We start from the raw sequence: 21,444 nt of genomic DNA, 5'->3' as shown, positions 1-21,444 counted from the left end.
TATAAAATGCTGGGTTACTGGATAGATGGAATTAAAACTGCTTTACAGCCTTCTTCAGTTATGTTGATGCTACTTGGAGTTGTTGGAGGTTTAATTGTTGGGGCTTTGCCCGGAGTAACTTCTTCAATGGGAATAATCTTACTTTTACCGTTCACCTATTATCTCGAACCAAAATTGGCTCTTTTGATGCTTGTTGGAATGTATTGTTCATCAATGTTTGGAGGGTCGATATCTGCTATTTTGCTTAGAACACCCGGTACACCTTCCGCGGCAGCAACGGCGCTGGACGGATATCCACTTGCCCAAAAAGGCAAAGCAGGAAAAGCTATCAGTGCAGCGTTAATAGGTTCTGTATGTGGAGGTCTTGCAAGTGGTCTTTGCATGATTTTTCTTGCTCCGTTTCTTGCAAAGATTGCCTTGAAATTTGGACCTGCAGAATATTTTTCTCTTGCTATTTTTGGCCTGACTATAATAGCAAGCGTATCAGGTAGAAATCTGGTGAAAGGCATCATTTCTGGTTTGATAGGCTTATTACTATCTGTAATTGGCATCGACAATATAAGAGGAACAGAGCGGCTCACATTTGGCATAAGTGCCTTTGAAAATGGTTTCGAATTTCTTCCAGTACTGATAGGTGTTTTTGCTGTATCGGAGATTTTCGGTCGCATAGAGAGAAAACAAAAAATAGAGCAGACAACAAAAACAGTAAGTGGGCTTTTGCTGACAAAAGATGAGTTCAAATCTATTTTAATTCCTATAATGTTCGGGATTGTGATAGGTACTTTTATCGGCGTGATACCGGGGACTGGGGGAACAATAGCAACTTTCCTTGCATACAATGAGTTAAGAAGGTGGTCCAAAAATAAAGAAAAATTTGGTCAAGGTGCTTTGGAAGGTGTGGCTGTCTGCGAAACCACAAACAACGCTGTTACTGGTGGAGCTATGGTTCCGGCTCTATCCTTAGGAATTCCAGGTGATGCTGTTACAGCTGTAATGCTTGGTGCGTTGATTCTGATAGGCGTTCGTCCTGGGCCGCTTTTGTTTACAGAACATCCAGACATCGTTTATACGCTTTTTGCAGGATGGTTTATTATTCAATTTTTAATGCTGATAGTTGGTTTTGCTTCAGTTCTGGTGGCACCAAATATATTGAAAGTTCCGGATGAGATTCTTATGCCCATAGTTATGGTTTTATGCATCGTTGGATCTTTTTCACTGCGAAATAATATCTATGATGTTATGGTTGCACTTGCTTTTGGTGTCATAGGATATCTGATGAGAAAAGCCAGATTCCCATTACCTCCACTTGTTTTAGGCTTGATTCTCGGACCACAAGCAGAGCAGAACCTAAACAGGGCTCTTTTAACATCAAAAAATGATTGGTTGATTATTTTTAAACGTCCTATTTCTCTTACGCTTCTTATCTTTGCATTTGCGTCTGTTGCCCTGTCTTTACTCAACTCTTACAGGGCTACAAAAAGGGAGGTTAACCGATGACAAGAATTGAAGAGGTAAGAATAAAACTTTCGAGGGTTAGGAATTTTTTAGACAAACATGGGCTCTCGGCAGTCCTTTTAAAAAAACAACCGAATTTTTCATGGATCACCGGCGGAGGGTTGAATATGGTTGGTATAGCTACGGAAATTGGGGTTGCTTCTGTGTTGATTACCCGAGAGAGCTGCTATATCCTGGCAAATAAGATAGAGTCTGAAAGAATGAAAGATGAAGAGTTAGGGGAGCTCAATTTCGAGATAATCGATTATGACTGGTTTGAAAATAAAGAGCTTGAGATTGTGAAAAAAATTGTTGATGGTAAAGTTGGTTGCGATGTTCCTGTATCTGATCTGAATTACGTTGAAAATGAGATAAACAAATTGAGGTATGAACTGACAGAGTCTGAAATAGAACGTTATATGTATCTTGGAGAGATACTTTCCAGATCGCTTGAAAGCGTTCTACTTTTCGTGAAACCAGGTGATAGTGAAGCGAGTGTAGCAGGAAAAATAAGTGAACAACTCTGGCAGTACAGAATAGATCCTACTGGATTTATGGTTGCGGCAGATGAAAGAGCTCGCTTGTACAGACATCCCATTCCCACATTGAAAAAAATTGAAAGATCTGTAATGGTGTCTGTGAATGCCAGATACAAAGGCTTGATAACCACAGTTACGCGTATGGTTTATTTTGGAAAAGTCCCGGCAGATGTGGTTACACAGTACAGAAATAATGTGGAAATTGAATGCATAATGATTGATAAAACCAGAGCAGGAGAAAAAATGAATGTCCCTGTTCTTGCTGCTATAGAAGAGTATAAAAGACGCGGATATCATGAAGAATGGAAATTTCATCATCAAGGTGGGCCAATGGGATATTACGCACGTGATATAAGAGTGACTCCAGCATGTGACGAAATTATAAGGCGAAATCAAGCCTTTTGCTGGAACCCTACAATAAGCGGCACAAAATCCGAAGACGGTTTTATAGTTACAGAATCTGGACCAATTATGATAACTAAACCATTTATTTTTCCAAAACTCGAAATAGGAATCGGCAATGTCAGATTTGTCAGACCTGATATTTTTGTGATGTAGGGAGGTATTCACGTGAGCAAAATAAGAGTTGGTATTGTCGGAGCCGGGTTTATAGCAAAGATACATATGGATGCTTTCAAAGAAAATTATCCATATTTCGAGGTAGTTGGTGTCTGCGCTTCAAAAAAGGAAAATGCTGAGAGATTCGCCAGAAATTACGATATTCCTGTTATTTTCAATAATTTCGAGCAATTGTGCGAGAGTGATCAAATTGATGTTGTTGATATATGTGCACCCACAAATCTGCACGATCTGATTACCTTGAAAGCCTGTGAATGCAAAAAGCATGTTATTTGTGAGAAACCGCTGCTTGGTTATCATGGTGAGGATAAACCAGATGTCGAAAGAGTAGGAACAGAGATTTCGAAAACAGAGATGTACAGGAAAGTTATGGAAAAAGTTAGGTTTTTGGAGCAAAAAATCGTCAGTGCAGGGATAAAGTTCATGTATGCAGAAAACTGGGTTTACGCACCTGCTGTTCAGAAAATGAAAAAACTGCTAAGGACTTCCAGCGGGGTTGTCTTTGAATTGAGGGCCGAGTGCAGTCATTCAGGTTCTCAAGCAAGTTATTCAAGAGAATGGAGAACCTCTGGTGGGGGGAGCTTGATGCGGCTCGGCTCTCATCCTGTGGCTGCTGTGTTGCATTTGAAAGCTTTTGAAGGAATCGTGCGTGATGGAGTCTCCATAAAACCAGTTGCTGTAACAGCACAAACTGGATTTCTGACAAAAATGTCAGCCTTAGAAGGTAAGGATTGCTACGTAGTAAGAGGCTGGGAGGATGTCGAAGATTGGTCAATCGTGATAATTGATTTCGAAGATGGCTCAAAAGCAACTGTTTTTTCGACAGATGTTAGCCTTGGGGGAATAAAAAATAGAATCGAACTCTATGGGTCGAATGCAATGATAACTGCAAATATAACACCTAACAACTCAATGATAGCTTTTGCACCCGGGGAAAATGTATGGAAAGAAGAGTACATAGCAGAGAAACTTGAAACCAAATCTGGGTATAGTTTTCCATCTTTTGATGAATTCTGGACGAGAGGATTTCCACAGGAGATGAGAGATTTTGCTTTATCAATAATTGAAGATAAAAAACCTGCCAGCGATTATGAACTTGCAAAACAGACGGTTCAGATCATCTATGCTGCATATTTATCTGCAGAATCCGGCAAAAAAGTTGAACTGGGCTAATGAAGGAAATTCTCTAAACGGATAGGAGGGGGTGTGAAGATGAGAAAGTTTGTTTTAGTTGTTTTGCTTGTCTCAACTATGGCAGTTTTTGGTTCACAGGTTTTCATTAAGGCTACCACACCTTTCCAGAAAGGTCATATTCTGGCAGATGCCATGGAAATGTTCAAAGAAAAGATCGAGGCTCTTACTAATGGTCGTATCGCTGTTGAATTGCAGATAGGCATTGTTTCTGAGGAGGAAGCAAATGTTCAGTGTTCGCAAGGAATAGTCGACATGCAATTCACGGGCGGTCGACCAGTGGAAGTATTTGCACCGGAATATTTCTTCGTCAATGCACCTTTTATCATCAAAGATTATGAACATTTTTTAAGGGTCTGGAATGGACCTCTTGGTGAAAAGGCAAAAGCTATGATTTCTGAGAAAGGGAACATGGTTTGCATAGGAACTATTTATCGTGGGTACAGGCAATTTACTTCCAACAAACCCATTCAAAAAGTAGAAGACCTGATAGGCATTAAGCTTAGATTGCCTGTTGTACAAACCTGGATAAAAGTATGGCAATCTCTTGGAGTGGAGCCGGTACCCGTTCCACTTCCGGAACTTTATCAGGCACTAAAAGAAGGTAGAGCAGAGGCATCAGAGGGCGATTTGACCCAGATATATTCTTTTAAACTCTATGAAGTTCAATCTTATTTGACACTGACGAATCATCTCTGTGGAGTTGGTTGGATAACGATGTACAGGCCTACTTTCGAAAAATTATCAGCGGAAGATCAGGAACTAATTAAGGCAATAATGGCTGAAGTTTGTAACTGGGCAACGGAAAAGATAAAAGACAATGAAAATAACATTATTGCTGAACTGCAAAAACTTGGTATGAAAGTAATTGTTCTCAATGAAGATGTCCTCCAGAAAATTAGAGAAATGGCAGAACCTGCGATTGAAGAATTATTCAAGACCACCTGGCCTGTAACGACCTGGGCAGAAGTCCTCGCCCAGTAAGGGTTGCCGCCTGGCAACCCTTTTGTGAATTACCTCCACCTGTGGGTGTGGTGGCTTCCTGTTTCATCGATTAGACTTGCTACTGGGGCTGTATTACTGGTAGTAGGGGGCCAATCTCTACAGGCGTGAATTCGGACTGTTCCTGCCCTGCTGATTTCTTGTCATCTTGTATACCGAACCAGATATTTATCAACTGCTATTCATCCTTACAGAAGATGGAGATGAATTGCAGAATCTTCGTCAAATAAAATATATCTTCTTTCGTGAAAGGTGCTATAATTGTATTACCCACCCCAGGTGGGGAGCGTGAAACGTGAGGTGATAATGTGGAGAAAATAAAGAAGACTTTCACGGTGACCGGTATGACATGTGCAACATGTGCAAAGGCCGTTGAAAAAGCCCTCGGCAAAATTGAAGGTGTGGAATTTGCGGCAGTTAATCTGGCTACTTCAACAGGTTTTATCGTCGCTGAAAAAGAAATCCCTATTGAAATGATAAAGACCGCCGTTGAACAAGTTGGTTATGGTATATCAACTCAGCCCCCAGAGAAAATAGAAAAGAAAAGGTACATAGCTGCTAAAAGAAATCTGATATTTGCATGGTTTGTAACTCTTCCGCTTGCTCTGATAATGTTGTACAACATGTTCATAAGTCCTGTAAACTACTTTGTCTGGCTCGAAATTTTTATGGGAGGCTTTGTTGTTTTCTATGTTGCAAAGGATACTATAAAAGGTGCATGGATTGCCCTTACTCATAAACACACCAATATGGATACGCTTATATTCTTCGGCTCTGTTGTATCATGGATTACCTCTGTTCTCGAAGCTTTTGGCCTGCCAGTCATGTCATTTGGCGCCATAGGTGCGATGATTGTAGCCTTCCATATAACCGGAAGGTTTATAGAATCCCACCTGAGGGATCGGGCAAGCAAAGAGATCAAATCACTTTTGAAACTTCAGGCAAAAGAAGCGCGTGTTATAACAGAAAAAGGTGAGATCACTGTGCCCTTAGAAGCAGTGAAAGAAGGTTTAATCGTATCGGTTCTTCCATCTGAAAGAATACCCGTTGACGGTGTTGTAATTTGGGGAAAATCTTCAGTTGATGAATCGGTCATAACTGGAGAATCAATACCAGTTCACAAAAAAGAGGATGACGAAGTGATAGGTGGTTCTCTGAATTTGACTGGTCCTCTCAGAATAAAGGTAACCAGAGTCGGCGAGGATAGTTTTTTGTCACAGATGATAAATCTGGTTCAGCAGGCTCAGGGTTCAAAAATACCTATTCAAGCGCTCGCAGACAGAATTACCATGTGGTTTGTCCCAACAATAATATCGCTGGCAGTTATAGCTTCTATTGTGTGGTATTTCAATTTTGAAAAGTTTGTACCCTTTCTTGACAAAATGAATGAAATTTTTCCATGGGTTATGAGCACGACAGAACCTGTCAATTTTGCAATTTTCGTCTTTGTTGCAACGATAGTTATAGCCTGTCCATGTGCTCTTGGACTGGCAACCCCGATGGCTCTTGTTACTGGAACAGGACTTGCTGCAAAAAAAGGTCTCTTGATAAAAAATGCTGAGGCTATTCAAACTTCTAAAGATGTGAAAGTGGTATTGATGGATAAAACAGGTACTCTTACTGAGGGAAAGCCAGCAGTGGTACAACACAATCTTGATGAAACCACTTTGAAAATAGTCGCGAGCATAGAAAAAAACTCCAATCATCCACTTGCCAGAGCAATATCTTCTACGGTCAAGGATTTTTTTGAGGTAAAAGATATCGATGAGATAGTTGGCGAAGGAATTAGGGCAAAGGTTGGTGAAGATGAGTACTTCGTGGGAAAACCGGCAAATCCAGATGTGTATGACTCTTTTTACAAAGAAGGAAAAACAGTGGTTGAAGTGAGAAAAAATGGTGATGTCGCAGGATTTCTTGCTATAGAAGACACCATAAGAAATGATTCAAAGGAAGCAGTGAGCAGGCTCAGGAATATGGGAATAAAGCCGGTAATGATAACGGGAGATAATGAGACAACGGCAAAAGCAGTGGCGAATAAAGTTGGTATAGACGAAGTTTATTCTAATGTTAAACCTCAGGACAAGCTTGATATAGTAAGAAGATATCAGGCTAAGGGATTAAAGGTTGTTATGATTGGCGATGGTATGAACGATGCCGGTGCTTTGAAAGGTGCAGATGTTGGAATTGCTGTAGGTAGCGGAACTGATTTGGCAATTGACAGTGCAGATGTGATCATCACAAAAGGTGGTATATCCAAGATAGTTGATACGATAGAGATATCCAAAAGAACTTTCAAAATCATAAAACAAAATCTTTTCTGGGCATTTTTTTACAACGTTATAGCTATACCGAGTGCTATGGCAGGGCTTTTACACCCGGTAATCGCTGAGATTGCCATGGCCTTGAGTTCCATAACGGTAACCCTGAACTCGTTGAGGATAAGTAAGGGGGTAGAAATATGATAGAAAAAATAACTGGACAGATGGCTCTGAAACAGATTATTGAGATGCACTCAGATCTTGGGGAAGCTTTGAGCAAGATGGGTTTCGACACATGTTGCAGCAAAATGTCTACTCTCGAAGATGCGTGCAAAGATAAAGGTAAAAATCTTCAATTGGTACTTGAAAAACTCAACCAAATCGTCGATCAACTGAATTTAATCGAAAGTATTGAAGAAAAGTTCAAGGAAAAAATATGAATTTGAAATTCTGTGGGTTGCTCAGCCTGAAGCAACCCACAGAATTAAATTTCACGGCATTTTGATTTGCTTGAGATTTTCTTTTATTGTTCGTGGTGTGATCCATCTCAGCAAATTTATCCATGAACCAGCTTTGTCATTTGTTCCTGAAGCTCTCGCACCACCAAAAGGTTGGCGAGACACTATTGCACCTGTGGGCTTATCATTTATGTAGAAATTTCCTGCAGCATATCGCAGTATTTTTTCAGCGAGAGCTATGGCGTATCTATCTTTTGAAAAAATGGCACCAGTTAGGCCAAAAGGTGTACTATTTTCGCATAATTTTAATGTTTCTTCATAATCATCATCGGAATAAACATATACAGTAACTATTGGTGCAAATATTTCTTCAACCATGAGCTTTCCACGAGGATTACTGGTCTTTATGACCGTTGGTTGTATGAACCACCCTTTTGAATCATCAAAGTTTCCTCCATAGATAAATTCGTATTCATCTTGATGTTCTCTGGCATACTCTATGTATGAAACAGCCCTTTTGTAGGCTGATTGATCAATCACAGCTCCCATGAAGTTCTCAAAATCGTCAACAGGGCCGTATTTAATCTTGCTGAGCTTTTCTACCAGAAAATTTCGTAAATCCGGCCAGAAACTTTCTGGAACATATACTCTGGAAACAGCTGAACATTTCTGCCCCTGTGATTCGAAAGCGCCTCTTATTATGCTTGTACCAGCTTCTTCAATCTCTGCGCTTTTGTGGACAAATATGAAATCCTTTCCGCCAGTTTCACCAACAAGTTTTGGAAAATTCTTATAGTTTACAATATTTTCTCCCACGGTTTTCCATATATCGATAAAAGTTTCGTAACTTCCAGTGAAATGAATTCCAGCAAGATTGGAATTTTTCAACAGTATATGTGCATTTTTGCTCCTGAATGGAACAAAATTTATTATTCCCTCAGGCAAACCAGCTTTTTCAAGGACTCTGACTATGTGATAATTGCTGAAAATGGTCGAGGTTGCGGGTTTCCAGATAACTGTATTTCCCATCATTGCGGGAGATGAAGGCAAATTTCCCGCTATAGAGAAAAAGTTGAAGGGCGTTATGGCACACACAAAACCTTCAAGTGGCCTGTAATCTAAACGATTGAGTTCCCCGGTTTCTTGATCAGGTTGTTGTTCGTAAATAAAATTTGCATAATAAGCGTTGAATCTGTAAAAATCGCAGAGTTCTATCAAATCTATCTCCGCTTCAAATGGATTTTTAGAATGGTTCATCATGATTGCCGCTATCGTTTTGAATCTTTCTGGACCGGACAGCAGTTCTGCTGCCTTCATGAATATCGAAACTCTATGATACCAATCTAACTCAGCCCATTGCTCATGTGAATTGAGAGAAACTTCTATTGCCTTTTTCAATTCTCTTTCGCCTGCCAGATGAGCTCTTGCAAGGACAAGGTTGTGATCATGTGGAGATCTGATTTCTACAACGTCATCTGTGAATATTTCCTCACCACCAATTACAACCGGGATATCAATTGTCTGCGTTTTTATAGCATTGATTTCTCTTACAAGTTGTTCTCTTTCTTTACTGCCCTCAGAGTAAGTAATTATGTTCCTCATTTCACTGACTGGTTTGGAAATAATCCATTTCATTTTGCCACCTCCCACAATTTGAAATCTTTTGCAAAACAAAAAAGCCCTTCAACACAAAAAGAAGGGCTTTTTAAAGCACAGCAACACAACCATCCCTCCTTTCCAAACACGGGAGGCCAAGAAGTTTCCCTCTTGACCCTATCGGCCTGGATTCATAGGCATGAGCCCTTAGAAAACCAGGCTCGGAGGTTTTCAAATTATATGCTCAATTTTCTTACTATTCTTCCATCCTTCACCACGAACATCGTTTTGTTTTCCATCGGGACATAATCATTGTTCATTGGTTCTGAGCATACTACAAATCCATTCTTATCGTTGTACCAGAGCGTGTAATAATCTGCATTCGTGCTGTAACCACAATAGACAAGCAAATCATTTTTATTCATCATTAGAAAATTCATGCCGGTATGTTTGAAATTTTGGGCCACGTATGCTATTTTTTCTAAAAGCTCTTCGTAGGAATTAAACTGTCTAATTTTAAAAAAATAGGAATATGTATCACTTTCGATGAAATGAAACGGTATGTCGTATATAGTTCCATTATGACAGAAAGCCTTTCCACAATTGTCTATAAAAGGATGAACTTGCAATATACTCACCGGGAGATGCTCAGAAGCCTTTCTTGCATGGATTATACCTGCGTTCAGTTTCAAGGAAGGAAAGGTATCATCGAAGATGGGCCTTTGTGACCTGTGATAGACAACATTTTCACCGTTCAGGGCGTAAATTCCCCATCCATGATCGTGTGGCGCAAATTTTCCATTTTTTGCCATATTTTGAAGGTGCGCAAAAAAATCATCTATAGATCTTTCGCTCTTGAAGGAAAATCCAATCATTCTGCACACATCTATCACCAGTTATTAAGAATACCACCAAAACACGAATGATCTGATTAATTGTTCGTTATAAGGTCTTTTAGTCTATCTGAAGTAAATATCTCAGAAACTCTTTTCCATGTAATTGAGGATCAATTCAAGTTCTTCAAGTTTTTCTTCAATTTTTCCGCTTTCGACGGCTTGTTTAACACAAGTTTCTATGTGATTTTTTAGAACAGATGTGTTGACTTTTTTGAGCAGGGCAATAGTTGCGAGAATTTGTTTGGATATATCTATGCAGTATCTATCTTCCTCAATCATATTTATGACAGCTCTGAGTTGACCTTCAGCAATTTTTAGATCTTTCATAACATTTTGATGTTTGTGCATTTTATCACCTTAATTGATTTTAACACAAAAAAATATGGTCGGGGCGACTGGACTTGAACCAGCGACCTCCTGCTCCCAAGGCAGGCGCGCTAAGCCGTCTGCGCTACGCCCCGACTCACAAGTATATATATTATCACAAACATTTATATAATCAAGAGGCTATTTTTTCCATTTCTTGATTGATTTTGGATTAGATTGCTGAACCATTTTACTATCAAGCTGAGTTGAAAAAGAATGTTCTGAAAGAAAAACACAGTCAAAAGCCAGCTTGCTTCGCTTTGCTTCAAATTGGTGAAATCTGGATTTATTTGGATCATAACATGAAGTACAAGGCAAACAATGCCGTAGTTAAAGGGAGTGATTTGAAAGCAGATCTTTGATTTTCATATTGTTGAAACTGATTTTCTTTCTACAATGTGGGTTGGAAGGACTACCGTACGAAGGATTTTTTTCAGCTGATTACTCAATTTTTCAATCAATATGCGTGCACCAATTCGACCCATTTGCCAGCGTGGCTGAGAAACAGTTGTCAGAGGAGGAACTGTGTAAGAGGCAAAAGGGGCATCGTCAAAGGATATTAAAGAAACATCTTCTGGTATTTTCAACCCTGCCTCGTTCAAAGCTGTTATTACCCCAAGGGCGACATAATCGTTCACAGAAAAAATGGCGGTGAAATTTTTACCGTATTTCTTCAGATTATTTTTCACCCCTGTGTAACCTGTGTCCGGATTGAATCCACGTATGTTGCAACTTGAAAACTCGACATCTCTATATTTGGAGAGAAATTTTTCTATGCCCTTTTCCCGCTCATAGGAAGCGTAAACATTTGAAGGACCAGGCACGTAGAGAATTTTCTTGTGATGATGCTCATATAGATATCTCATAACGTGATATGCCCCACTGAAATTATCTATATTAACTGAATCGGCCCTCAATTCATCTATTCTGGAATCTACTGCTACCACAGGAACACCGCTATTCACGAATTTTTCAAGTAATTTTTCATCACTCCTGAGAGTGCATACGATAACACCATCGACTTTCCTCCTGAAATACTCGTCAAGTATTTCCTTTTCTATGTCTGGCACATTTCTTGTCAATGAAACCATAACGTCAAAATTGTTTTCAAAGGCATATTCTTCGATTCCGCTGAGAATTTCTGAATAGTGATAACCCCCCAAATCCGGAAGAAGTACACCTATGGTTCTGAGAAGTTCGCCATTTAGGCTATAATGCGGTTTTGGCTTGTATCCAAGCTCGCGTATTGCCTTCAGTACTTTTTTCCTAACCTCTTCAGAGACTCTGTTGCTCCCATTTATTACTCTTGAAACGGTTGCTATTGAAACCCCTGCATATTTTGCAACGTCTTTGATTGTTATCATCGATGCTACCCCCATATTTCAAGCAGTTTTTTAAATGTGTGTGCTGTATTTTTCTCAATGATTTTGCTGTACAAAAAATAGCTTGGGCGAGGTGTCAATGAACCATCGGCAAAGTCCACATGAATGAGTCCAAATCGCATGCTGTAACCCAATGCCCATTCAAAATTATCGGTAATTGACCAGTGAAGATATCCTTTTATATCCAGCCCATTTTCAATAAGTTTCTCTATTACACTTAGGTGCGAAACGATATAGTAAGGCCTATAAATATCTTTTATATCAGCAACGCCATTTTCAGTAATATAAATTGGTTTTTTGTATTTTTGCCAGCATGCAATTAGAATCTTTTCAAGCCCCTCAGGATATATTTCCCATCCATTATCCGTTGTTAGATGTCCATCAAATGATCTCGAATTTTGCTTGCAGCTTTGCCCAAATCCCCGAACTGTTTTCCAGGTGATCTTTAATCCGTTCAATTCGCATGGTTTTCTTTTTTTCACAACAGCTCTGGTGTAATAATTTGCCCCTAAGAAATCGGAATATTTCATGGCTTCATCGAGAAAATACCAGTTGGCAAATTTCATAGCTTCCTCAGCTGATTCATCTCCTTCGTACCATATTGTTGCGTATATTATTCCGACAGGTTTTTCAGTGAGTTGCTTCATTTTGTTATATGCTGATTTGTGGGCTTTTATCTGGTTTTCGATAGCCTTTTTGTAAAACTCCACACTCATTATTGATGGCGGAAAGCCAGAGTTTCTTGAAAGATATCCAAGCTGCGCAACTATGTTTGGCTCATTCATTGTACTGTACATATCACACAGATCATCGAAACATTTCACACAGAACTCTGCATACTTAGAAAATTCTTCCACCGATTTATCATTAATCCACCCATTTTTGGAGAAATCACAGTTTCGATTTACGTAAATTGGATCATGCAACCATATGGGAAGAGTAAAATGATTTAAATTTAAAATTACTCTTAGCCCTTTTTTTCTGGCATCTGTCACGATTTCTCTGTAATGCTCAACTGCCTTCATATCAGCGATTGATTGGAGTTGGTCACTTCTTGTGTCAAAGGTTGGCCGGGGAAAAATTCTCGACCATTCTATGCCAATTCGTATTGAATTTAATCCGCATTCTTCACATAATTTGTGAATTTCTTCATATCTTGACCAATAATTGACTCCATTTTCAACACAATCTTCACTTACCACGTAATTTAACTGATTCAATTCATCATGAATCCAGGCAAACCAATCGGTATTTGGATCTATGGATTTTTCATCGCCCATTTCAAATTGAAATCCGGATATAGAAACACCGAAAAGAAAATCTTTACCAAACATTTTTGTCACCTCTCTGTTTTTATTTCAAGGGAAAATATTCTTTTTTCCAGATCCACAAAGAGCTTCACATCACCTGATTTAGTACCACGTGAGATGATTTCATAACCATCTGTAGACATAATGTTTTTCACAAACGCACTCCCGGATATTAATCTCAAAGTTTTGTTGAGGATTTCTTTGCTTTGATCATCAATCAGAGATAAATCATCACTTACTACGATTATGTTGTCAAGTACACCGCACGTGTAGGCATACAGCTCTCTTTCGTTGAGTGTTAAGCTGGTTTGTTCGCTACGGAGCAAAAGACAATCCGGGTCATTCAACCAGAGTTTTCTGTGCATGAAATGCCTTGTTATTGCATTTCTCAAGGACCATTTTGCAGCTGGAGCACCCTCATCTGGTACATTTTCCCCCCAGAAAGGTGTTGTGTCGGGACCTACTCTCATGCCATCCACAAATCCAACAGCCGGTAGAAGTGGTGATCCACAGCCGAGAATGAAAGCATCTTTTACTGCTTTTCTTATAACCTCAAGTCCTTCTCTAAATACTTGTATTGGAGTTGATCCATTATGCCTTTTTCCAGGAATTGCCCCTGAGAAAAGAAAATCTATTTTGAAATAGAGGTACCCCATTTTTCTCAGTGTTGAAAATAATTCGTAAAGCCATTTTTTTACTTCACTTTTAGAAAGATCCAAGGAGAATATTTGATGGTCCCAGTTTCTGAAAGCTACTTTCGGCCGCTCCTCCTCTTTTACAAGCCAGTCTGGATGGTTTTGAGAAATGCTTGAGCTTTCTGAAACGCAAAACGGTGCTATCCAGATGCCCGGTTTCATCCCACTTTTTGCTATAGTTTCTGCCATTTGATAAAGTTGAGGAAAGCCGTCTTTTACTATTAACCAATCTCCTATATCTTTTTCATAACCATCATCTATCTGGAAAACCTCGAAAGGATAATTTGAGGCAAGGTTTATATTTTTCAATATTTCCTGCCATGTCAGATTCAAAAAATACTGATACCAGCTGCACCATCCTATTATGCTTTGTTTTCTAATAGAAACATTGTTTTCTTTTGCAATGAGTTCACCGTATTTCTCCAATAAAAAAGATTCATCAGCACCTTCCAGAATAACGAATGTTTCTAAAGGAACGTATTCATCAAATACTGCATCGAAGTAGTCTATATAGGCTGTCATAGCATTTTTCTGAACTGTGAAAAATGGGTGGGCAATTCTTGAACTGAGAAAGCCGTACAGTTTATTTTCTTCGAGTATGAAATAGTCGCTTTGAATTTGTTTCTCAAAGATATCTGGAAACAGGGAGGTAGTGTATTGCCAGTTATCATCTATCTGTCTTGGCAACTTAAGATGGTCTGTATTGATCACTTTACATGGCCCCCATGATTGCCAGTTGTTTATCAAAATTTTTTTCGAAGAATAGGTTTTGAAGAATTCAATTCTCCCGGGTTTTCCTTTGATGAATCCTGTTATTTTCCATCCATTTTCAATCTGTTTAGTAGTCCATTTTATTGAATAATTCTTCTCATTCAGTACAAAATTACCTTCCCTTATTCTGCTGCTGAACATCTCCATTTTTTACCCCCCTGTCAACCATAAAACTTGAAGCACATAACTTTGTGATTTTCCTCTATTTCAATCAACTCTGGTATTTGTTTTTGACATCTATGTTCTCTTACATTGCATCTGGAGAAATATTTGCATCCTGTTGATTCATCTTCAATAGTTTCTATTTTGATATGTTCTCGAAAGTCCCATTTTCTGTCTATTTCTGGAATTGATTCAAGAAGCATTTTAGTGTATGGATGGCATGGATTGTGAAAAACTTTTTGTGTGTCTCCCATCTCGACAATGTTTCCTCTATACATGATAAAAGATTCGTCACTTATGTAATATCCGAGTGACAGATCATGTGTGATGAAGATTACAGACATACCTGTTTTATCCTTTATTTTCGCCAGTAAATTCAATATATCGATTCTCGTAGAAGCATCAAGCATGCTAATTATTTCATCGGCAATGAGAATATTAAGTTCCAATAATAAAGTTCGTGCGATCAATATTCTTTGAAGCTGCCCTCCGCTCAGTTGATGTGGATATTTTCCGAGAATCTGAGACGGGTTCATGCCCACAGAAGTGAGTACTTTTTCTATTTTTTCTTTTCTCTGTGCGTTTTTCACATGTGGAAAAAATTCGTCAAAGACCACTTCAAAAACCCTATCTATTTTGTAGATTGGATTGAAAGAAGAATATGGATCCTGAAATATGCCCTGAACTTTTTTATAGTATTCTTTGCGATTTTTCGAAAATTTGCCAATGTCCTCTCCGTGGAAAAGAATCTGACCCGATGTTGGTTTAAGAAGTTTTAGAATGAGTTTTCCAACTGTTGTTTTTCCGCTACCACTTTCACCAATAAGAGAAACGATCTTCGATTCGTCTATGTCAAAAGAAATATTGTCTACAGCCCTCAATTTTTCCCTTCCGAAAAAGTCTAATGGGAATTCTTTCACCAGATTTTTCACTGAAAGCAGGGTCAATTTTTATCACCTTCTTCATAGAGCCAGCAGGCAACCTTTCTACTATCAATTTTGAAAACAGGTGGATCTTCTTCACATTTGTTGAAGGCCATAGGACATCTGTCTTTAAATCTGCAACCTGAATCTATATTAAGTAAATTTGGAGGATAACCAACTATACCCTTAAGCTTCCTTTGATAGTATCTAACACCTATTTTTGGCAGTGAACCAAGTAACAGCTTAGCGTATGGGTGAAGTGGTTTTCGAATAACATCTTCTATTGGTGATAACTCTGCTAATTTTCCTGCATACATTATAAGGACGCGATCTGCTATTTGCTTCAAAACAGATAGGTCATGGGTTATGAAAATGAGCGAACCCATGATTTTTTTCTCTCTCATTTCATAGAGCATCTGCAAAACTGCACGCTGTGTACTTACATCCAGAGCAGATGTTATTTCGTCTGCAATAAGTATTTCCGGGTTTAACAATGTGGCGATTACCATTGCAAGTCTTTGTTTCATGCCACCAGATAGTTCTATCGGGTACATCTCTATGACTTTTTCATTCAGGTTTACTATTTTAAGCCTTTCCTGGATTATATCTCTTCTGGATTCAAAGGTAAATCTGTGTTCTTTAAGGATATCCCTTATGATGTGCCTGATTTTCTTTGTTGGGTTCAAAGCATCCATGGCATATTGTGGAATCAGTGAAATTTTTTCGTACCTTATCTTTCTCATCTCTTTTTCAGGCAACCCCATAATATTTTTTCCATCAAGTAACGCTTCTCCAGAAATGTATTTCATGGGGGGTTTCAAAAATATCAACCCGGTGCCAAGTGTGGATTTTCCACAACCAGATTCTCCCGCAACACCGAGAATTTCTCCGCGATTAACCTCAAATGAAACATCATCGACAGCTTTCACATAACCATAGAGAGTGCTGTAATATATTTTAAGGTTTCTCACCTGCAATATTTGCTTTGACACGACTCTCACATCTCCCTCAGTTTGGGATTAAAGATTTCATCAAGTCCCGTATTCATGATATATAGTGTAGCGACTATAAGAGTGATTAGAGCTCCCGGTGTAATTGCCCACCACCACATTCCTAACTGGATTGCATTCCACAATGTAGCTTGCTGCATCATTATTCCAAGAGATATACCTCTTGTTGGCCCCAACCCTATAAAATCCAGCCCTGTGGCTGCAAGAATTGCGCCGCCAAACTGGAGAATAAAGACCATAAAAACATAAGACATCATATTTGGCATTATCTCTTGAAATATAATTTTCACTGACCCTACGCCGGTTATTCTCGCAAGATCGACAAATTCTCTTGTTTTCAAAGATAACGTCTGTGCTCTCACTGCCCTGGCAGTCCATGGCCAGGCTGTCAATCCAATAATCACGCTCTGTATGAAAATGCCCCTGTACGGCAGGTAAGCTGCTATTATTATCAACAATGCGAGGGTTGGTATTACCATAAGAATATTAGTCAGCATCATCAAAAATTCATCAAACCATCCACCTTTATACCCTGCTATGAATCCAATGCAAAGACCTATTACTGTAGCAATACCTCCCCCGAGGAGCCCAACAATCAGCGAATTTCTCAATCCATAAACAATCTGTGCAAACAAATCCTGGCCGAAAGTATTGGTTCCGAGCCAGTGATTTTTATTTGGTGGCTGGTATGGTGCTCCCACAAACTCCAGCGGGTCATATGGGGTTAAATTTGGACCAAAGATTGCCAGTATACTTAAAATACTCAATGTGCATATAGCAAAGATCACTTTTTTATTTCTGAGGAAAAAATATACGAATTCTTTTTTTGTCATCGAATCAAACCTCACCTGTGTAAGATTTTCTGATTCTTGGATCAATTACAACGTAAAAGATATCAACCAGAAAATTGGCAATTAAAACACCAAGTATTATGAACAGAAAGCATCCCTGCACGAGAAAATAATCCTGATTTAATATTCCCTGCATGAGTAGATAACCTATACCCGGATATGAAAAAACGATTTCAGTAGTTAACGTTCCAGCTACTGCTGTCCCTAATTGAGTGGCAAGTCCTGTTATTTGAGGAAGTATCGCATTTTTGTAAGCATACCGTCTAACCAATCTTTGAGAAGCTCCCAAGGTCTCTAAGTATCTCGAATAATTGGCTTCAAGTTCATATATAATCATATTTCGCATACCAATTGCCCATCCACCAAGCATGACCAGTACTAATGAGACAAATGGCAGTACCCAATGGTAAAGAAGGTTTGTAATGAATCTCCAGGAAAAAGATGGTGTGAGAGCAAAGCTGTAAGCTCCTGCAATAGGAAATATCTCCAGTACTACGCCAAATAACCACGCAAGCAATATGCCAAACCAGAAATATGGCGAAGCCGTCAGAGTGTAGAAAATTGGTAAAGCAACATTATCGAGTTTTTTCTTGCGAGCAACAAAAGCACCAAATCTGTTTCCTATGAGAAAACTGACCAGGATGGCTGGCAGAAGCAATCCGATAGAGTAAGGAAGAGCGCGAAGAATGACTTTCAGAACTGGTTGAGGATATAAATATATACTTGTACCAAGATCGCCTTTTAATAATGCTTTCCAGAAATTAATATACTGTTCGAATAAAGGTTTATCGAGCCCAAAAGCTTGTGTAAAATAACTCTGGAGAACCTTTGCAGATTCAGGCAAAGTGGCAAATCTTGATATCAAAAAATGAATGGGATTACCTGGCATAAATCTGGGAATAGCCCAATCTATAGTTACAGCGAAAAAGAATGTCAAGATGTATATGAGGACTTTCTTACACAGGAATTTTCTCAACAGATTCCCTCCTTAAAAACCCTGCCCAGAACTCCGGGCAGGGGAAAAACCTGAAACTATTTTGCTTTTATGTTGAAAAGCACTTTTACACCGCAGAGTTGCCAGTGACCTCCCCAGGAGATAGGCCATGCATAAGGATTGTTCTCATCTGGCCAGTTGGTCCAAACGTTTTCTACGGCCTGGAACCATGCTCCGTTATACCAGAGAGGAATAAACGGCAATTCTCTGAGCAATATTTCTGAGAGCTGTGCAACGGTTTGCCTTATTTTCTCTTCATTTGTGAAGGGTGTTCGGTTGAGTTCATCCAGAAGAACCTCTACATCAGGGTTTTCATATTTTCCAAAGTTACCAGAGTATGAATATTCTGATTCAACAGCATCAGGGTAAAATACGGCATTAAAATATGACCATATGGTGCTTGAAACTCCTGTGACATAATTGTTCAATATGATATCAAATTTTCCACCATACAAATCATCATTATACTTGGAGGCATCAGGATAAGATGGTTCCACATTTATACCCACTTTTCTCAGATCTTCTGCTATGGATTGTATTGAAACCATCCAGTCTGTCCAGCCATACGGGCATTCTATCGTTAGCTTAAACGACTTCCCATTTGGATCTTCCCTGAGTCCGTCTCCGTTCACATCTTTGAAACCAAGTTCATCCAGGATCTCTTTAGCCATCTGTGGATCATATTTGAAACCATATTTTTCTGCTACTTCAGATGGATAATACTTTATCCAGCCGGGAATTGGCATGATGCCAACTGCGTTGGATGGTTCTACCATTTTTTCGAAAGCTCTATCAACAATTTTATTTGGATCAATGGCAAAAGCCATAGCCCTCCTAAATTGAGCGATATTGAGAGGGTATTTTTTGACATTCAGAAATATGCCTGTCGTGTTAGCTGGTAACATGTAAGGTGCTTCCGAGTACCATGTGTGGATTCCATACGATTTTTTCAGTATAGGTATGCCCGGCAAGAAAAAGTTACTCCAGTCAAGCTCACCTTTCATCAACATCCCTACGGCAACATTGTTGCTGAGAATCCTGAGAATTACAACCCTTTCAGGTTTTGGATCGTATCCAACTTTGATGCCCCACCACTGCGGGTTTTTCCTGTACACATTTCTGTCATCAGCCCAGCTCTCAACATAATATGGCCCAGAGCCAACAGGTTTTTCGTTTGCACCCTGTAATATCTGCTCTTCAGTTCTATTTTCCCAGATGTGTTTGGGTACGATTGCTATACTTATGAGTTGTTGTCCCCATTCTTGATATCTTGGATCAGAGAATACGAAATTTAAAGTGAGGTTATCAATTTTCTGGATTTTCTCGAGCCACTCCCAGATAGGACTGTAGTTTATTCCGGTGTACTTTTTGGCAATCTCGAAAGTGAAAATTACATCATCGATCGTGAGTGGTTTTCCATCCTGCCATGAGATACCTTCTCTGAGTTTGATCTGATACGTATTGCTGTTAATCCATCTACCACTCTCCGCAAGCCATGGTTCGAATTCACCTGATAATGGATCATACAGAAACAGTGTTTCATAAACCAATCCGATAGTCCCAGTCACAGCGTTCCATGATGTGAACGGATTCCAGTTTGATGGTGGAGACCACATACCTCCTCCAACATAGACTGTTTTGCTTCTTTCAAATGTTTCGCCGAAGGCTGCAATTGTTATCAGAAGAACCATGGATAGAACCAGAAACTTTTTCATGCAAACACCCCCTTGTGGAAGTTCAGTTTGGATTTTTCCTGATGAAATCTATAATTTCATCTATATATGCAAATGCCAACGCGATGTAACTATCGGCTGCCCCGTAATATATAGCGAGTCTTCCCGTCTCAACATCGCAGATTGCCGTGCATGGGAAAACCACATTTGGGACAAAGCCAGATGTCTCATAATCTTCTTCGGGTGTTAAAAGATAATATTTTCCTCTGTAAAGAACCTTGTCTGGATTATCTATGTCAAGAAGGGCTCCACCGAAGCTGTACACATAGCCGTTGCAAGTGAGTGTAACACCATGATATATAAGAAGCCATCCAGCGTCTGTCTCTATTGGGACAGGACCAGCTCCTATTTTTAAATTTTCCCACCAGTTTTGTTTGTTTGTTCCCATGACATATCTGTGATTTCCCCAATGTATCATGTCAAAGCTTTCGCTGAGAAATATATCACCAAAAGGGGTGTGGCCATTGTCACTTGGTCTGTTTAGCATGATGTATTTTCCGTTTATCTTTCTTGGAAATAAAACACCATTTCTGTTAAAAGGAACATAAGCATTTGGAAGCCTGACGAAAGTTTTAAAATCTTTTGTTGTGCCTATACCGATAGTGGGGCCATGATCGTCTGTACAAAAAGTTATGTAATAGGAATCATCGATTTTTGTCAGTCTGGGATCATAAGCGTAATTTACCGGGAATGGTTTTCCATCAATATCGACCCATTTTATATCTTCTTCTTCAATATGCCATTGAATGCCATCTGTGCTTCTGCCAGAATGCAAAAATGGTACCCCATCTTTATGATCCACTCTAAATATTCCCACAAACTCATTTTTGTAAGGTACTATAGCTGAATTAAAAATTCTCGAACCTTTGAGAATAGGGTTTCTTTTAATTATAGGGTTTTTGCTGTATCGCCATACAACTTCTCTACATCCTTGCGGTTTGTTTTCCCAAGGAAGGTTATGAATTTTCTCGCCAAAAACCTTCAAGCAATATGTCCTCCTTAATGTCCTATTTAGACCTTTCTTGACCAAAAATTAGGCTCTCATGAAAACATTTTCATAGCAACTGTAATTTTCACGTTTTTTCGGAAAAAATATGAAAATGTTCCTGCGAAACTGACCTGATCTTTTTGAATCGCTGCTTTTCTTCTTTTTTTACTTTATATTAAAAATAATTGTTTATTGTACATACATTTGTAACTATACAGGAGATTTTTTTGCTTAGAATTCCAGAAA

The 21,444-nt window shown here is 39.1% G+C and carries 18 protein-coding genes, 1 tRNA gene and 1 riboswitch; of the genes, 6 read left to right on the top strand and 13 right to left on the bottom strand.

Annotation, left to right across the window (positions count from 1 at the left end; all coding sequences use genetic code 11):
* Positions 1 to 6 precede the first annotated feature (6 nt).
* From TLET_RS07455 to TLET_RS07430, 6 genes are all read left to right on the top strand, one after another.
* Positions 7 to 1,497, top strand: a complete 1,491-nt coding sequence (locus TLET_RS07455; RefSeq protein WP_012003486.1) for a tripartite tricarboxylate transporter permease — start codon at positions 7 to 9, stop codon at positions 1,495 to 1,497.
* Positions 1,494 to 2,591 (top strand): M24 family metallopeptidase, encoded by a 1,098-nt coding sequence (locus TLET_RS07450; protein ID WP_012003485.1) that lies wholly within the window; start codon positions 1,494 to 1,496, stop codon positions 2,589 to 2,591. Before TLET_RS07455 ends, TLET_RS07450 begins: the two co-directional genes overlap by 4 nt.
* 12 nt (positions 2,592 to 2,603) lie before the next feature.
* Positions 2,604 to 3,785 carry a Gfo/Idh/MocA family protein gene (locus TLET_RS07445; RefSeq protein WP_012003484.1) on the top strand — a complete coding sequence of 394 codons (1,182 nt, stop codon included), beginning with the start codon at positions 2,604 to 2,606 and terminating at the stop codon, positions 3,783 to 3,785.
* Positions 3,786 to 3,824: 39 nt separating this feature from the next.
* Positions 3,825 to 4,787, top strand: a complete 963-nt coding sequence (locus TLET_RS07440) for a TRAP transporter substrate-binding protein (RefSeq protein WP_012003483.1) — start codon at positions 3,825 to 3,827, stop codon at positions 4,785 to 4,787.
* 326 nt (positions 4,788 to 5,113) lie between these two features.
* Positions 5,114 to 7,267, top strand: coding sequence for a heavy metal translocating P-type ATPase (locus TLET_RS07435; RefSeq protein WP_012003482.1), 2,154 nt, complete (start codon positions 5,114 to 5,116; stop codon positions 7,265 to 7,267).
* Positions 7,264 to 7,503, top strand: a complete 240-nt coding sequence (locus TLET_RS07430; RefSeq protein ID WP_012003481.1) for a hypothetical protein — start codon at positions 7,264 to 7,266, stop codon at positions 7,501 to 7,503. Before TLET_RS07435 ends, TLET_RS07430 begins: the two co-directional genes overlap by 4 nt.
* A gap of 51 nt (positions 7,504 to 7,554) precedes the next feature.
* On the opposite strand, the gene pruA is transcribed toward TLET_RS07430, so the two are convergent.
* The 13 genes from pruA to TLET_RS07365 form a co-directional block, all read right to left on the bottom strand.
* Positions 7,555 to 9,156: an L-glutamate gamma-semialdehyde dehydrogenase gene (gene pruA / locus TLET_RS07425; RefSeq protein ID WP_012003480.1), complete on the bottom strand. Its 1,602-nt coding sequence runs from the start codon at positions 9,154 to 9,156 to the stop codon at positions 7,555 to 7,557.
* A gap of 79 nt (positions 9,157 to 9,235) precedes the next feature.
* Positions 9,236 to 9,356, bottom strand: a riboswitch (molybdenum cofactor riboswitch).
* Positions 9,354 to 10,010 carry a class II glutamine amidotransferase gene (locus tag TLET_RS07420; RefSeq protein WP_049753361.1) on the bottom strand — a complete coding sequence of 219 codons (657 nt, stop codon included), beginning with the start codon at positions 10,008 to 10,010 and terminating at the stop codon, positions 9,354 to 9,356. It overlaps the preceding riboswitch by 3 nt.
* A gap of 84 nt (positions 10,011 to 10,094) precedes the next feature.
* On the bottom strand, positions 10,095 to 10,361 hold the full coding sequence (locus TLET_RS07415; RefSeq protein ID WP_012003478.1) for a metal-sensing transcriptional repressor: 267 nt from the start codon (positions 10,359 to 10,361) through the stop codon (positions 10,095 to 10,097).
* A gap of 35 nt (positions 10,362 to 10,396) precedes the next feature.
* Positions 10,397 to 10,474 (bottom strand) — tRNA-Pro (locus tag TLET_RS07410).
* Between the two features lie 270 nt (positions 10,475 to 10,744).
* Positions 10,745 to 11,743 (bottom strand): LacI family DNA-binding transcriptional regulator, encoded by a 999-nt coding sequence (locus TLET_RS07405; protein ID WP_012003477.1) that lies wholly within the window; start codon positions 11,741 to 11,743, stop codon positions 10,745 to 10,747.
* A gap of 5 nt (positions 11,744 to 11,748) precedes the next feature.
* Positions 11,749 to 13,095 carry a glycoside hydrolase family 1 protein gene (locus tag TLET_RS07400; RefSeq protein ID WP_012003476.1) on the bottom strand — a complete coding sequence of 449 codons (1,347 nt, stop codon included), beginning with the start codon at positions 13,093 to 13,095 and terminating at the stop codon, positions 11,749 to 11,751.
* 5 nt (positions 13,096 to 13,100) lie between these two features.
* Complete coding sequence (locus TLET_RS07395; RefSeq protein ID WP_012003475.1) at positions 13,101 to 14,684, bottom strand: glycoside hydrolase family 36 protein; 1,584 nt, start codon at positions 14,682 to 14,684, stop codon at positions 13,101 to 13,103.
* 14 nt (positions 14,685 to 14,698) lie between these two features.
* A complete protein-coding gene (locus tag TLET_RS07390) occupies positions 14,699 to 15,646 on the bottom strand; it encodes an ABC transporter ATP-binding protein (protein WP_012003474.1) in 948 nt (315 codons plus the stop codon).
* Positions 15,643 to 16,614: an ABC transporter ATP-binding protein gene (locus TLET_RS07385; protein ID WP_012003473.1), complete on the bottom strand. Its 972-nt coding sequence runs from the start codon at positions 16,612 to 16,614 to the stop codon at positions 15,643 to 15,645. The genes TLET_RS07390 and TLET_RS07385 overlap by 4 nt, the downstream gene beginning before the upstream one ends.
* A gap of 5 nt (positions 16,615 to 16,619) precedes the next feature.
* Positions 16,620 to 17,465, bottom strand: coding sequence for an ABC transporter permease (locus TLET_RS07380; RefSeq protein WP_012003472.1), 846 nt, complete (start codon positions 17,463 to 17,465; stop codon positions 16,620 to 16,622).
* Positions 17,466 to 17,469: 4 nt separating this feature from the next.
* The gene (locus TLET_RS07375; protein ID WP_012003471.1) at positions 17,470 to 18,459 is read right to left on the bottom strand and encodes an ABC transporter permease; all 990 of its coding nucleotides are present in this window, start codon (positions 18,457 to 18,459) and stop codon (positions 17,470 to 17,472) included.
* Positions 18,460 to 18,515: 56 nt separating this feature from the next.
* Positions 18,516 to 20,192 carry an ABC transporter substrate-binding protein gene (locus TLET_RS07370; RefSeq protein ID WP_012003470.1) on the bottom strand — a complete coding sequence of 559 codons (1,677 nt, stop codon included), beginning with the start codon at positions 20,190 to 20,192 and terminating at the stop codon, positions 18,516 to 18,518.
* Between the two features lie 22 nt (positions 20,193 to 20,214).
* Entirely contained in the window at positions 20,215 to 21,195 is a 981-nt protein-coding gene (locus tag TLET_RS07365; protein ID WP_012003469.1) for a glycoside hydrolase family 130 protein, read from the bottom strand.
* Positions 21,196 to 21,444: the final 249 nt, after the last annotated feature.

The organism is Pseudothermotoga lettingae TMO, assembly GCF_000017865.1.
GTDB lineage: Bacteria > Thermotogota > Thermotogae > Thermotogales > DSM-5069 > Pseudothermotoga_B > Pseudothermotoga_B elfii.
The sequence above is the reverse complement of the archived record's forward strand: the minus strand, read 5'-3'. Positions and strand labels throughout refer to the sequence as shown.

What these genes read in the sequence shown, in the direction of transcription:
- TLET_RS07395 (WP_012003475.1), bottom strand. Translation starts at nt 14,684, where the DNA reads ATGGAGATGTTCAGCAGCAGAATAAGGGAAGGTAATTTTGTACTGAAT.
- TLET_RS07400 (WP_012003476.1), bottom strand. Translation starts at nt 13,095, where the DNA reads ATGTTTGGTAAAGATTTTCTTTTCGGTGTTTCTATATCCGGATTTCAA.
- TLET_RS07440 (WP_012003483.1), top strand. Translation starts at nt 3,825, where the DNA reads ATGAGAAAGTTTGTTTTAGTTGTTTTGCTTGTCTCAACTATGGCAGTT.
- TLET_RS07450 (WP_012003485.1), top strand. Translation starts at nt 1,494, where the DNA reads ATGACAAGAATTGAAGAGGTAAGAATAAAACTTTCGAGGGTTAGGAAT.
- TLET_RS07370 (WP_012003470.1), bottom strand. Translation starts at nt 20,192, where the DNA reads ATGAAAAAGTTTCTGGTTCTATCCATGGTTCTTCTGATAACAATTGCA.
- pruA (WP_012003480.1), bottom strand. Translation starts at nt 9,156, where the DNA reads ATGAAATGGATTATTTCCAAACCAGTCAGTGAAATGAGGAACATAATT.
- TLET_RS07430 (WP_012003481.1), top strand. Translation starts at nt 7,264, where the DNA reads ATGATAGAAAAAATAACTGGACAGATGGCTCTGAAACAGATTATTGAG.
- TLET_RS07455 (WP_012003486.1), top strand. Translation starts at nt 7, where the DNA reads ATGCTGGGTTACTGGATAGATGGAATTAAAACTGCTTTACAGCCTTCT.
- TLET_RS07415 (WP_012003478.1), bottom strand. Translation starts at nt 10,361, where the DNA reads ATGCACAAACATCAAAATGTTATGAAAGATCTAAAAATTGCTGAAGGT.
- TLET_RS07380 (WP_012003472.1), bottom strand. Translation starts at nt 17,465, where the DNA reads ATGACAAAAAAAGAATTCGTATATTTTTTCCTCAGAAATAAAAAAGTG.
- TLET_RS07405 (WP_012003477.1), bottom strand. Translation starts at nt 11,743, where the DNA reads ATGATAACAATCAAAGACGTTGCAAAATATGCAGGGGTTTCAATAGCA.